Raw genomic sequence first — 13,600 nt, forward strand, 5'->3', positions numbered from 1 at the left:
TAGTCAAGTTTACCCTAAGTAGTGGGCTGGTGCCTTAGAGAGCATCAGACGTAATACAGGCCGATGCGGTGTCCGTCGATTTCGTGGATCGCGATGTCGATGCCGAAAATCTGGTTCAAAACATCGCTTCGAACGATCTCGCGAGGCGTGCCCTGACGCACCACGGTTCCCTCGCGCATGGCCACGATGTGGTCGGAGTAGATCGACGCGAAGTTGATGTCGTGAAGGACGAGCACGAACGTCTTACTCAGCTCGTCGGCGATCCGGCGGATCAGCTTCATCATCGAGACGGCGTGCTTCATGTCGAGATTGTTCAGCGGCTCGTCGAGCAGCACGTAATCCGTGTCCTGGGCGAGGACCATGGCGACGAAGGCGCGCTGGCGCTGGCCGCCCGAAATCTCATCCAAAAAGCGATCCGAGAGCGCTTCAAGGCCGAGGTAGCGGATCGCGTCGGAAACCATTTTCTCGTCGTCGGCCGTCATCCGCCCCTTGGAGTGGGGATAGCGGCCGAATGCCACCAGGTCGCGGATGGTGAGGCGCGCGGCGATGTGGTTGTCCTGACGCAGGATCGACAGGCGGCGTGCGAGCATGTCGCCGGGAGTGGTCGTCACATCGAGGCCGTCGATCGTGACGGAGCCCGAGGTCGCGGGTAAAAGCCTGCTCGCGAGCGCCAGGAGCGTCGACTTTCCGGCGCCGTTCGACCCAATGATCGAAGTGACGCCGCCACGCGGCAGTTTGAGCGAGACGTCGTTCACGACGACCGCGCTGCCGTAGGTTTTCGTGAGGTTCGTCGTGACGATCATCGGGCACTTCTCAGGGTCAGGATGATGAAGGCAATACCGCCGGCAAACTCGATGATGATGCTGAGGGCCGTGTTCAGAGCGAACACCCGCTCGAGCACGAGCTGACCGCCGATGAGCGCGGTGATCGCCAGCAGCACGGCAACCGGCAGCACGTGGATATGCTTCGATGAACCGGCGATCCGATAGGCGAGGCTCGCAACCAGCAGGCCGAAGAACGTGACCGGACCCACGAGCGCCGTCGAGACCGACACCAATACCGCCACGATGATGAGAACGAGCGTGACGGTCGCTTTGTAGTCGACGCCGAGGCTTATTGCGGCATCACGGCCCAGCGCCAGCACATCGAACGTCCGCAAGCTGCGCCAACCCAGCATCGTGGCGGCCGCAACCGCGACGGCCGATATCAAAAGCACGTCGGTGTTCACCGCGTTGAAGTTCGCGAACAGGCGATCCTGCAGCACGATGAACTCGTTCGGCGACATGATCCGCTGCATCAGCGTCGCGAGACTGCGGAACAGCACGCCCAGGACGAGCCCCACCAACATGACGAGATGGAGGCTTTGCAGGCGTCCGGAGAACAGCGTGCGATAGAGCAGCCACGAGAAGCCGATCATCGCGGCGCAGTGGACCAGGAACATCGCTTGCGGCGCAATCAGCGCGACGCGGCCACTTCCCAGCGCGAACACGAGGCTCGTCTGGATCAAGATGAAGAGTGAGTCGAGCCCCATGATGGCGGGCGTCAGAATGCGATTGGCGGTGATGGTCTGAAACAGCACGGTCGAAACGGCGATCGCATAGCCAACGAGCGCCATGGCGGCGAGCTTGCTGCCCCGAAACGACAGTACGAAATCCCACTGCCCGTTCGCGCCGATCGTCATGAACGCCACGGCGACGGCGACCGCAATCGCCGCGAGCACGGCGATCGCTCTCAGAGGGCGCGGCTGGGACGGATCAAGCGAGGCGAGCATTTTTGCGCAGGAGGAGATAGAGGAAGAGGCCGCTGCCGACGACGCCGAGCATGGTTCCAATCGGGATTTCGTAGGGGTAATTCACGATCCTCCCCGCGATATCGCAGGCAAGCACAAGGCCGGCGCCGACGAGCGCCACCCACGGCACAGTGCGGCGCACGTTGTCTCCGAGCGTCAAGCTCACGAGGTTCGGCACCACGAGACCGAGAAACGGGATCATGCCAACCGTTACGACGATCACCGCAGTGACGATCGAGACGATGATCAGGCCGAGGGAGACGACGGCGCGATAGTCGAGGCCGAGATTGACCGTGAAATCCCGCCCCATGCCCGCAACGGTAAAGCGATCCGCCATGACATAGGCCAGTACCGTCAGCGCAAGACCGATCCAGAGCAGTTCGTAACGCCCTTCGAGGATCATCGAGAAGTCGCCCGTGCTCCAGGAGGCCAGCGATTGCATGAGGTCGAAGCGATAGGCGATGAAGGTCGCGATCGCGTTGATGACGCCGCCGAGCAGAATGCCGATCAACGGAACGATCAATGTCGCGTGGATCGGAAGCTGACGGAGGATACGCAGAAAGATCGCCGTGCTTGCGAGCGCGAAGCCGGACGCGACGACGAGCTTCACGGGAACGGAGGCGCCCGGCGCGACCACGAGGACGGCGAGGAAGCCGAGCTTTGCGGCTTCGACGGTGCCGACCGTCGAAGGCTCGGCGAAGCGATTGCGCGCCAGCATCTGCATCAGCGTGCCCGAAACCGCCATTGCGGTGCCGGCCAGAATGAGCGCCAGCGTGCGCGGCACCCGGCTGACCAGCAGAACCTGCATCGGGCCATCGTTCCAGCCGGACGCCAGAAGTGAGCCGAGCGAGACGTCGCTGACGCCGACAAACAGGCTCGTGATCGCGAGGATCAGGACGACTGCGATACCGAGGGCCAGAGGTAGCATCGAGACCTTTGCTGCAGATGCCTCCGTGCGAAGAGGCGTGAACGGGATGACCGCGGTTTAGCGCTTGCCCTGGAATGCCGCGGCAATCTGATCGGCGCAAGCCTGGAGCGAGATCAGTCCGCCGCCGACGAGATACCAGCGCACGGGATCGAGATAGACGACCTGCCCCTTCTGCCATGCGGCCGTGCGGGCCACGAGAGGGTTGTCGAGAAGCTCTGCGGCGGGTTGTCCGCCGCGCCCCACCGCGACATCGCGATCGACGACGAACAGCCAATCCGGGTTGGACTTCAGGATCAGCTCGAACGAAACGCCCTGGCCGTGGATGGCAGTGTCCAAGCCTTCGACAGCGGGCGGAATGCCGAAATCACGGTGCAGCGCACCGAAGCGGGAGCTCGGTCCGTAAGCGCTCATCTTGCCGCCGGTGGTGAGGATGATCAGCCCCTTGCCAGCATTCTCGGACTGCTTGCGCACGCCGGCAATCGCGGCTTCGAGCTTTGCCACGAGCGCTTCGACCTCCGCCTCCTTGCCGAAAATGCGGCCGAGCGTTTTCGCGCGCTCGATCGAGCTTTGCAAATGATCGTTGTCGTTGGTCGACAGATCGATGGCCGGCGCGATTTTCGACAACTCGCCATATTTCGGCGCCGAGCGGGCCGAGACGATGATGAGATCCGGCTTGGCGGCGTGAATTGCCTCGTAGTCGGGCTCGAACAAGGTTCCGATCTTGACGTAAGCGTCGGCCTTGTATTTCGAAAGGTGCTCGGGCAGCAGCGCGCCGACGACGCCGGTCACTTCGACGCCGATGGCATCGAGCGTTTCGAGAGAGGCGAAATCGAGGACGAGAACGCGCTTCGGGATGGCGGCCAAGGTCGTTTCGCCTTGCGCGTGCTCGACGACAATCGGTTCCGCGCGCGCAGGCGCGCTTCCCACAGCGAGCACGAGCAGCCCGATCAGAGTTGCCGCCGCGAGAAGCGCGCTGATGCCTCGTTCGTTCGTCCAGGTCCGGCGCTGGATTGTACCGATCACGTTGCGTGCTCCTTTTCGTGGCGTGCTCTATCCAAAGTCGTTTTGGCGCCACCTTTCGATGAGCGCCACTCTTCCTTCATGGTTGCGATCAGGCCGCGCGGTTATATGTCTGCCGCGGCTGCGCTCACGGCTTAGCGCCTTACGGTTCGCGGCGGCATACCAAATGCGCGGCGGAAGGCGGTGGTAAAATTGGCTGGGTTCGAATAACCCGCCAGATAGGCGGCCTCGCCGATGCTGACGCCATCCCGTTCCAGCGCATCGCGCGCCTGCTCCAACTTGCGAGCGCGCAGGAAATCGACGACCGTCGTCCCGTAGGCGGCCTTGAAGCGTCTTTGCAGCGACGTTGGACTCACGCCCACCTCTTTCGCGATCTCCGTCAGGCACAAGGCTTTGCCGAGGTTCGCCTCGATGTAGTCGCGTGCGGCACGGGCCTTGTGAGCCTCGCGGGTGTGAAGCCCTTCCGATATCGGGTCCGGCGCATCGCCACGCAGCGTGGTCACCGCTTCCGCCACCATCTCGATACTGCGGCTTTCGACGTACATGTCTCGCAAAACAGTGCAGAGGTCCGGGGGATTGAGGATCTGCTCTGCGAGCGCGAGAAGCCGCGGAGAGGCCTGCCAGGCCGCGTGTGACAAATGCGATGTCGTGAACTGGCGCAGCCGATGCCCGGCGGTGCCTGCCGTCATGTCGTCGAGCCATTGTCCGTCGACGGACACTGTGACTTTTCGCGTGCGATCGCCCTTGTGCGCGCGGCGCGTCATGAGTTCGTTTTCCGTCAGCATGAGGGCCGCGCAATCCGCGGCACTCGTGCGCGGATTGCGCCGATCTGCCGCGATAAAGCGGCGATCGCCGATGGAGAAATCGACGAGCCCATCGAGGACGACAAAAAAGGTGAGGTCTGGCCCCGCCACAAGCTGGGTCGTCATCTCGTGCAGATCACGGATCTCGGTCGCGTGCAGGACGATGCCGGATTTGAGCCGGCACAGCAGGAAACGCCCCTCGATCGCGGAATCCGACGGCGCGAGATCCGGCCGGATGAAAGTGTGGTCACTGCCGGCGCACCGCATCTGATCGGATATTTCGGCGCAGCTCACCCGCGGCCTGTCGGATGCCTTGCAGGCGCCCGCGATGTTGCTCATGGTTCGTGGTCCCCCGAACTCGCCGCGCCTACTCCGTGCGCGCCGCCCCCCGGACAGTCGTATGCAGATCCCGGCCGGTTTCTCATGCCTCGCGTCCCAGAGTGCCGCTTCGGCATATGTCTTTGGCGATCACGCAAAGGCCAAGCGGGTGGCTCTCCCCGGCTTCCAGCTTATAAACTTGAATGTAACAGTCAAGGTTATGCATTCTGACTGGGATCTTTGGGGGATTGGGAATGATCAAAGTTGGACGTGTGTTGTTTGCAGCCGGCCGGGGGGCCATGGGCTGCGGATTGTCTATCACGGCGCTGATCCTGGCCGCTCCGGGCCTCGCGCACGCGCAGACGGCTTCCGAGAAGAGCTCGGATGCCCTGCCGCCGATCACGGTCGAGGCCGCGCAACCCTCCAAGGCCAAGAAGAAGAAGGCGTACAAGGCGCCCGCTTCCGCACCCGCGGCCGCTGAAGCGGAGACGGCGGCAGCCGACCCCTCAAACGAGAGCACCGTGAAGGGGCCGCTCGGCAAGGGCGCCGACGTGACGATCACGTCGAAGGATCTCGACCGGACGCAGCCGCAGACCATCCAGAACCTGTATTCGAGCCAAACGGCCGTGACCGCCGGCGGAACGACGCAGGCCAGCACGAAGGTCTATGTGCACGGCATCGAAGAGACGATGCTCAACGTGCAGATCGACGGCGCACGGCAAGCCCAGCGCAACGGTTTCCATCACAACGGTAACAACGTGATCGACCCCTCCATGCTCAAGGGCGTCGCGATCGATGCCGGCGCGGCAAGCGCGGATGCCGGCCCGAACGCGCTCGGCGGCGCGATCCGCTACACGACGAAGGACGTCTCGGACCTGCTCAAGGACGGCCAGAAGCTCGGCGGGTTCGCCGCGCTCTCCTACGACACCAACTCCAGCACCTTCAAGAAATCGGGCTCGGCCTATGGCAAAAGCAACGGGTTCGAGATCCTGGGCTACGCGTCGGGAGCGGACGGCAATTCCTACGAAGATGGCCACGGAAACACGGTGGCGGCGACCGACGTCGACCTCGTCAACTATCTCGGAAAGCTGGCCTACGAGTCTCCGGAAGGCCATCGCTTTGCAGTGTCGGGCGAGCATGTCAGCGACGAAGGGCTTCGGCCGTTCCGGACCAACCTCAGCGTGCTGCACCCAGGCTTTGCGCCGGCGTACGCCGAAACGGAGCGCGACACCTTCACCTTCAAGTACACTTCGACCAAACCGACCGCCTGGTACGATCCGGAAGTCTCGTTCTACTCGAACGATACCCGCCTCGACCGGCATCGCCCGGCTGGCGTCTGCGGCGTCGCCGTGGCCAGCTTCGGCTGCACGGCGTACGGCGTGGTCGACATCGAGAGCATCGGCGGCAAGGTGCAGAACACCTTCGTTGTCGGGCCCGGCAAGCTGACCACCGGCGTCGATTTCTACCGCGACGAGACGCACACCGTGCATCCGGCCGACATGCACCCGAATTTCGCGGGAAGCTTCGGCGAGACGCTGACGAACTTCGGCGCCTATGCGCAGTATCGCTTCGAGCCGATCGAGCACCTGCGGGTCTCAACCGGTCTGCGCGCGGATGCCAACCGGCTGGAGGCGGCAGACGGCAGCGAGCACGATACGAGCGGCGTCAGCCCGAACATCTCGCTCGAGTACGACCTTACGCGGCAGCTAACGGCCAAAGCCTCCTATGGCTACAGCTTCGGCGGCATTCCGCTCTATGAGGCGATCCTGCTCCGACCGAACAACCCGGCTTCCTACGATCCCGGGCTCGATCCCCAAAAATCGGAGAGCTACAAGGCTGGCCTCGCCTTCGAGGAAAGCGGCCTCCTGATCGAGGCCAGCTACTTCAACACGCGCATCACCGATCCGGTCTGCCCGAGCTGCACCGTGGTCGTGAACGACGGCGATATCGAAACCCGCGGCGTCGACGTGTCGGCCAGATATTCCTGGCGGTCGGGCACGATCGGGGCGAACTACATCCATGCCGTCACCGAATTCGATGGCGGTCCACTGTCGCCGACGGCCTGGTACTACGGCACGCCGGTCGGCGATCAGCTCAAGATCTTCGGTCACTACGAATTCGAGCGCACCGGATTTGCCGTCGGCTTCCTGTCGCAATTCGTATTCGACTACGACGAGCTCGAGAATTTCCCGGGGCCTGGCGGGGTGATCGGCGTGCTGGAAGGCTATGACGTGCACAACGTCTATGCCCAGTGGGTTCCGAACTTCGCGCCGAGCCTGACTTTGCGGGCGGATGTTCTCAACGTGTTCGACACCTACTACATCGACCGGGCCAACGCTTTCGGCGGTTCGCTGGTGCCGATCGCGAACCAAGGCAGAACATTCCTGCTGTCGGGCAAGGTCGAGTTCTAATCGTGCCCTGATCGAACAAGGGCTTCCACCTGGCCCTGTCAACGAGCTGCCAGGCGGTTGCACTTCAGAGAACGGCCAGCTTAAAAGGTTGGCCGTTCTCTCTTTGTCAGGCACAAGATTCTCAAACCTCGGAGACTGATGCATGTATTCGGCCGAAGCCCGCGTGACCTCCGAGAAGGCGAGCCGCTATCTCGTGCAGCTCTGCAAACACTTCGCGCACAAGACCACGGCCGAATACGACGAGACGCAAGGACGGGTCGATTTCCAGCCCGGGCTTTGCCTGATGACCGCAACCGGAGACGAGTTGCTCGTACGATGCGAGGCAGGAGCCGCTCCGGATCTCGAGCGCATCAAGCACATCGTCGAGGATCACATCGTCCGTTTTGGATGGCGCGAGAAGATCGGCATCACCTGGGCCGATTCATCGGCTCGCTAACGTCTGCCGCGAGACGGAAACGCCCCTCTAGCGAAGGACACCCGTCGCGCGGTGCTCGCTGTCAGGCTCGGCAACACTCACGAGCGTCGCGTGCTCGGCAATGATGTCGTCGATGAACTGCGGCGCGTGGAACAGGTAGCCCTGGCCGACCCGTATCCGGGTTTTGTTCTTCAAGTAGTCGTTCTCCAAATCGGTCTCGATGCCTTCGGCCACGAGATCGATGCCGAGCGCGGCACTCAAGGATTCGACGGCACGCAGAATGCTCTGGCTGCGCGGACGCTGGTGGATCGCCCGAATGAACGATCGATCGAATTTCAGCTCGTCGGCGGTGATGTCGGCCAACGTCGACAATGAGGAATACCCGGTTCCGAAATCGTCGATCGAGATGCCGATCCCCTTCTCGCGGAGCAACGGCAGGATTTCCGACTGGAACACGCCAGCCGCCAAGAGAGATTCCTCCGTGAGCTCCAGCATGAAATTGCGGGTGCGGCCGGTCGCGGAGATCTTCTCGGCGAGCGCCCTCATGAAGACCGGCTTAGCGGCTTGGGCGGGCGAGACATTGATGCTGTACCTCAAGCCGTCGCCGAAGCAGGCGTCCAGGCTCGGCAGCTTGGCGATCAACTCGTCGAGCACGATATTGGCGATGCCATCGAGCAAGCCGAGTTCATTGGCCGACTTCAGGAAGTAGCCTGGCGCGTGAACGACGCCGTGCCGGTCGACCCAGCGGACCAAGGCTTCGAAGCCAACGATCTCTCTCGTGTGGATGTCGACCTTCGCCTGCAGGACGCATTTGAACTCGCGGTCGTCAAAGGCTGCTCTCAAGCGCCGCTCGAGTGAAATCCTGTCGGCCAATTTGCGGCCGAGCTCCTGGCTGAAAAATTCGACGCTGCCTTTCGAAGCCAGCTTGGCCTGATACATCGCGGTATCGGCATTGCGGCGAAGGGTTTCGTAGTCACGGCCGTGCGCGGGAAAGAAAGCGACGCCGATGGAGCCTGTTCCGTCAACCGCGAAACCTTCGATCTCGAACGGAGCCTGAAGCCTGTCGCGGATGCGGCCGACGAGCGCGACGATCTCTTCTTCCTCGTCGAACGGATCGAGGACAATGACGAACTCGTCGCCGCTGATGCGGCCCAGAACATCGGTTTTTCTGACCTCAGCGCGGATCCTGTCGGCAACGCCCTTCAGCAGGGCATCGCCTGCGGCGTGGCCGTGGAAATCGTTGACCCGCTTGAAATCATCGAGGTCGATGAAAGCGAGAGCCAGCTTCTCGCCAGGTCTTTTGCGGGCAAGGGCTTCGTCGACCAGCTCCTGGATGCGGGCCCGGTTCGGCAGCCCCGTCAACTGATCGTGGTTGGCACGGAACGCCAGCGCCTCCTGGCTTACTCTCAGCTGATCCGCGAGATGCTTCAGGCGGGTGCTTTCAGCCTCGGTTTGATGCGCGTTGCGCGCTGCGAACGCGTGCGAGGCCAAGACCGAGAATTTACGCGCGAGCGTGACATGCGACCGGTCGAAGCCGGCGCAACCGTGCGTGCGGAGCAACATGAGAAGGCCGCGGCGATCGCGGACGGCGAGCGGCAGATAAAGCGCGGACTGCGTTCTTTCGAGGCAGGCATCGGCCTCGGGGGGCCAATCCTCGGTTCCTTCGGTCGAGAGCGTGGTGACGATGCGCCCGCTCAGTACCTTGGCGATGAGGCTGCTCGATTTCCAGCGTGACCCGACCAGGGCGGGGGCGTTGGAAGCCGCACACTCCAACAGGCTTTCGTCGTTGTCTTCCTGAATCAGGACGATGGCGTGAGAGGCCTTGAAGATCGGCAACAGATCGGAAAAAACGCCCGCGAACGGATCGGCATCGCCGTCTACGCACAGCAGCGCATCGAGGGCCCTGAGCAGCACGTTGGCGTGCGCAGTCTCGGTCTGGAGCATGTCAAGCTCGCGCCGCATACCGACCAGCGTCTCGCGCAGCTCCTCCGATCCCTCCATGGGTGCCTACCGACCAAAAGCAATGGCGGAAATCATCAGATTGCCGTGCGCATTGCGGTCGAGCACGAGGCCTTGCTCGCCGAAGGTGAAACAGCCGATGAACGGCATGCCCTCGAAGCTATCGGTAATCGCCTTCGAGACTTTGTCCATCTGCTCGTCAATAGCGAGCTTGCAGCCGGCGCAATAGACGACGAGACCGCCGGCGAGGTTTTCGAGACCGCCCGGTATTCCCGCTGCCGCAGCGGTTGCGACCTTACCCGCTCGCTCGACGAGCCGGGTCTTGTCGCCGCGCATGCTGTACAGGCGCGTTCCCTCTTCGATATCGGCGAAGGTGGACAGCGTGCCGGTGTCGGTGACCTGATTGGGATGCACGACGAGAAAGTAAGTCACGTCCTCGATCTTGCCGGCATCGATGCCGAGCGGATGCATGGTCGTGTCGGTCAGGATGCTTCCGCTTTTGCCCAGCTTTTCCGACAAACGTCCGCCGAGCCAGCGGTTGTAGACTTCGGCGGCCGGTTCTCCGTCGATCGAGATGATCTCCCGCCCGCGCGACTGCGTGACGATGCCGCTATCGCCGGCTGCTCCGTAGCCAACCTTGGTGACGACGCCGCTCGGGCCGCTCGGCTCGTAACCGCCCTGGAACGCGAAGCCGATGCCGCCCGACGAGAACAGTACCCCCACGACCAGACCGTCGGCGATCACACCGTCCGGCCCGAGCTGGCGCCACTTTCCGGCAACAGCATTGTCGGCGGCGCTGCCGCCAATGATCGGGCAGCGATCACCGACAACGCGACGAAGGCCCGCTATGACAGCTTCTTCCTGGCCGGGCGCCTGATAGATCCAGATCAGTTCCGGAAGCTCTCCAGCACATCCCGCGTCATCGAGCGCGGCGTGAAGAGCGCGCTCGGCACAGTCCTCAACATCGCCGGTGAGCTTGACGGAGGCGACGCCATAGTCGCCGTCGTGATCCTCGATCAGCAGCACGCCGATGGAACCCGCGCCGCCGAGGCCGGCTTCGCTCATGGCGCCGCCACACGACGTACCGCCCAAGAAAGCGGCTTCCGGAAAGCGGAGCTTGAGAGAGCGGAAGATCTCCTGGTCGTCGTGATCGGCATCGTAAAAGATGCAGGCGAGATCAGGCTTGATGGCCGCCGCTTCGATCTTCGCGGACAAATCCGACAGGACCTGGCTGGTTGATGCGCCCGCCGAGATGAACGACTTTACTGATACCATCTGCTACGCCGACCAATATTTATGTTATGGCGGATAGAGATAGTTGCAATCCGTTAAGATCCGATGAGAGCGGGCTGTAGATATCTTTTTATTGACCATAAGATTCGACATGAAAAGTGATTTTGGGTCGAACTAGAGGCCAGCCGCCACCTCGTTTTCGGCCTTTTTGGAAAGAACCACGGATGTTTCGTCGACGCCGAAGGCTTGCTTAACGGCCTCGCGGATCTCGGTTTCGATCGCTTCGCGCTCTTCCGGCGGCAGGGCCTTCAGGCTCTCTTCATCGAGATCCTTGGACTTCAAGATCTGCGCGCGCAATTTTTCCTCGGGGGTCATCTGGGCCCATTCCAGAAACTCCCGGGCAACGGCCTCATTGGCTGCGCGCATATCGTCCCGGCTCTGCTGGGAGACCAAAATGGTGGATCGGCCGCGGGAGGGCGTGCCTTCGCTGCGGGCGGACGCCCCTTCTTCGGCCAGCAAGCTTGCCTCGAAGGCGGATGCGTCCGCCTTTCCCCGCTGCAACGGCTGATCGAAGGTTTTGAGTTCGAGATTGATCCCCTGGCCAATTCGCATCGCCGTCTCCTTGAATGATGGAGACTCCATAGCGCAGGAGGTGTGCTCGAAGCTTGTAGCCCTTTTCCTGCGGGCTAGAGGGCGTCCGGAGGGCCGAAATTACGTGCCGCACCCCTTGCGACGGATGCGACACCGCTCTCTTGGGTTGACCGTTTGTTCCTAAATTGTCCGTTGGACATGGCCGTCAAATCGGCTAGAAACCCATGCTTTCCCGGTCGCGGGTGTAGCTCAATGGTAGAGCAGCAGCCTTCCAAGCTGAATACGTGGGTTCGATTCCCATCACCCGCTCCAATTTCCAATTGATCGGCCCAGTCTATTCGGCCTATTCGGCGCCCGCCTCTCCTCTCCAATCTTAGCGCTGCTTCTGTCGCGATCTCTGCCAAGGGATCGCGAGGCTCGTTGCGCGCCCGCGCTTGATATCCGGCTCGAGCAGTCGGCAGGTACGCCTCTGGCAAATCTCGAAATTCACACTCCAGCGCCATGCAGGCCGCGGCCCTGAGCTTGAAAAACGAAAAGCTTATTCAGAAAAACATATGAAAAATCAGTCTAATAGGCATGTAAACTAATTGCTTCATGGGGCGCATGGCCCTCGGCAGAGTTTGATCTACCGCAAGTTCTTCTGCACTCGGGCCGCTCCCAAGTGCGCGTGGCGGGACAGTTGAACCGGACTTTGCACGAGGGATCAAAAATGCGTCTCAAAACGCTCTTGTCAGCGCTGCTGCTCACGGCGAGCAGCCTCGCCACGGCCGCAAGCGCCGCCGAAACCATCCGGGTGGCCGTTGGCACCCAGGATACCACCATCAACACCGCCACCGGCGGCCTGATCATCCGCGAGCAAAAGCTGCTCGAAAAGTATTTGCCGAAGGACGGCAAGTACAAGGACGTCACCTACGACATCCAGTGGCGCAATTTCACCACCGGCGCCGCCATCACCAACGACCAGATCGCCGGTAAGGTGGATTTCGGCGTGATGGCCGACTTCCCGGGCTCGCTCAATGGCGTGGCGCACGAGAAGGCAGGCCGGAAGAGCATCTTCGTCACGGTGCTGCAAGGCAGCGTGAAGGGATCCGGCAACGGCATCGTCGTGCCGTCGTCGTCGCCGGTGCAGTCGCTGTCCGAACTCAAGGGCAAGACGATCTCGGTGCCGTTCGCCTCGACTTCGCACGGCCTTCTCCTACGCGCGATCAAGGCGCAGGGCTGGGACGCGGACACGGACGTCAAGATCATCGCCCAGACGCCTGAGGTCGCCGGCTCGGCGCTGCAATCCAACCAAATCGACGCGCACGCCGACTTCGTGCCGTTCGCAGAGCTGTTCCCCTGGCGTGGGTTCGCGCGCAAGATCTACGACGGATCGCAGGCCAATGGGCCGACGTTCCACGGCGCGCTCGTCGATGCCGCCTATGCGGAGAAGTATCCGGAGATCGTCGTCGCCTATCTTCAGGCCGCGCTCGAAGCCGACCGCCTCATCGCGGAGGAGCCGGAGAAGTTCAGCGAGCTGATCGCCAAGACGACCGGCGTCGAAGCGGAAGTGAACTATCTGTTCCACGGTCCGCTCGGCCTGCAGACGCGTGATCTCACGTGGAAGCCGGAATATCGCCAGGCCGTCGGCACCTCGATCGAGACGCTGAAGCTTTTGAAGAAGGCCGATCAGGGCATCGACATCGACAGCTTCGTCCAGGATCGCTTCATCAAGGAGGCGTTCAAGGCTTCGGGCCGCGACTATGAAGCAGGTCTCAAGGCTTACGATCAGCTTCCGCTCAAGGCCAAGGACGCGCTCAGCGGCGAGGAGATCAAGGACTTCAAGCGCGTCGCTCAGATCTGGGTAAAGGACGAGCCGCTGGTTCGCCACTATGCCTCGGGCGAGAACGCGCTCAAGGCACTCAAGGCGATCGAAGCCGAGGGCAAGACCGTCCGCGTCGTCTATGCGCAGGATCGCAACAGCGGCATCAAGCTGCTTGGTGCACAGGCTTGGTTCGTCCGTTCCGACGCTGGCGAAGTGAGCGCCTTCCTGCTCAAGGAGCAAGCTGAGGCCTGGGCCAAGGCCAACGGCGGCAAGGTGTTGGATTTCCCGGCGGCCCGCGCGGCCGTGCTGGCCAGCAACTGAGGTTCGCC

Annotated in this window: 11 protein-coding genes and 1 tRNA gene; 4 read left to right on the forward strand and 8 right to left on the reverse strand. The window is 62.3% G+C overall.

The genetic code is table 11. The annotated features are described in order from the left end of the window. Positions 1 to 44 precede the first annotated feature (44 nt). From RCO24_RS02585 to RCO24_RS02605, 5 genes are all read right to left on the reverse strand, one after another. Positions 45 to 803 carry an ATP-binding cassette domain-containing protein gene (locus RCO24_RS02585; RefSeq protein WP_308959836.1) on the reverse strand — a complete coding sequence of 253 codons (759 nt, stop codon included), beginning with the start codon at positions 801 to 803 and terminating at the stop codon, positions 45 to 47. Continuing rightward, entirely contained in the window at positions 800 to 1,771 is a 972-nt protein-coding gene (locus RCO24_RS02590; protein ID WP_308959837.1) for an iron chelate uptake ABC transporter family permease subunit, read from the reverse strand. Before RCO24_RS02590 ends, RCO24_RS02585 begins: the two co-directional genes overlap by 4 nt. Then, on the reverse strand, positions 1,755 to 2,717 hold the full coding sequence (locus RCO24_RS02595; RefSeq protein ID WP_308959838.1) for an iron chelate uptake ABC transporter family permease subunit: 963 nt from the start codon (positions 2,715 to 2,717) through the stop codon (positions 1,755 to 1,757). The genes RCO24_RS02590 and RCO24_RS02595 overlap by 17 nt, the downstream gene beginning before the upstream one ends. 57 nt (positions 2,718 to 2,774) lie before the next feature. Next, positions 2,775 to 3,740, reverse strand: a complete 966-nt coding sequence (locus RCO24_RS02600) for a siderophore ABC transporter substrate-binding protein (RefSeq protein WP_308959839.1) — start codon at positions 3,738 to 3,740, stop codon at positions 2,775 to 2,777. A gap of 131 nt (positions 3,741 to 3,871) precedes the next feature. Then, positions 3,872 to 4,879 carry an AraC family transcriptional regulator gene (locus RCO24_RS02605; protein ID WP_308959840.1) on the reverse strand — a complete coding sequence of 336 codons (1,008 nt, stop codon included), beginning with the start codon at positions 4,877 to 4,879 and terminating at the stop codon, positions 3,872 to 3,874. 233 nt (positions 4,880 to 5,112) lie between these two features. On the opposite strand from RCO24_RS02605, the gene RCO24_RS02610 reads away from it, so the two are divergent. Together RCO24_RS02610 and RCO24_RS02615 are read left to right on the forward strand one after the other, a co-directional pair. Next, entirely contained in the window at positions 5,113 to 7,269 is a 2,157-nt protein-coding gene (locus RCO24_RS02610) for a TonB-dependent receptor domain-containing protein (protein ID WP_308959841.1), read from the forward strand. Positions 7,270 to 7,411: 142 nt separating this feature from the next. Further along, positions 7,412 to 7,705, forward strand: coding sequence for a DUF2218 domain-containing protein (locus RCO24_RS02615; protein ID WP_308959842.1), 294 nt, complete (start codon positions 7,412 to 7,414; stop codon positions 7,703 to 7,705). 27 nt (positions 7,706 to 7,732) lie between these two features. On the opposite strand, the gene RCO24_RS02620 is transcribed toward RCO24_RS02615, so the two are convergent. The 3 genes from RCO24_RS02620 to RCO24_RS02630 all read right to left on the reverse strand — a co-directional run bounded on the left by RCO24_RS02620 (position 7,733) and on the right by RCO24_RS02630 (position 11,395). Further along, on the reverse strand, positions 7,733 to 9,685 hold the full coding sequence (locus RCO24_RS02620) for an EAL domain-containing protein (protein WP_308959843.1): 1,953 nt from the start codon (positions 9,683 to 9,685) through the stop codon (positions 7,733 to 7,735). Between the two features lie 6 nt (positions 9,686 to 9,691). Further along, on the reverse strand, positions 9,692 to 10,918 hold the full coding sequence (locus RCO24_RS02625; RefSeq protein WP_308959844.1) for an FIST N-terminal domain-containing protein: 1,227 nt from the start codon (positions 10,916 to 10,918) through the stop codon (positions 9,692 to 9,694). 132 nt (positions 10,919 to 11,050) lie between these two features. Then, positions 11,051 to 11,395, reverse strand: coding sequence for a hypothetical protein (locus RCO24_RS02630; RefSeq protein ID WP_308959845.1), 345 nt, complete (start codon positions 11,393 to 11,395; stop codon positions 11,051 to 11,053). Positions 11,396 to 11,705: 310 nt separating this feature from the next. Here RCO24_RS02630 and RCO24_RS02635 point away from each other — a divergent pair. Beyond that, positions 11,706 to 11,779: transfer RNA gene (locus tag RCO24_RS02635), tRNA-Gly, on the forward strand. 397 nt (positions 11,780 to 12,176) lie between these two features. Then, complete coding sequence (locus tag RCO24_RS02640; protein WP_308959846.1) at positions 12,177 to 13,592, forward strand: ABC transporter substrate-binding protein; 1,416 nt, start codon at positions 12,177 to 12,179, stop codon at positions 13,590 to 13,592. Positions 13,593 to 13,600 lie beyond the last annotated feature (8 nt).

It is taken from the genome of Hyphomicrobium sp. LHD-15 (genome assembly GCF_031157355.1).
Lineage (GTDB): Bacteria > Pseudomonadota > Alphaproteobacteria > Rhizobiales > Hyphomicrobiaceae > Hyphomicrobium_C.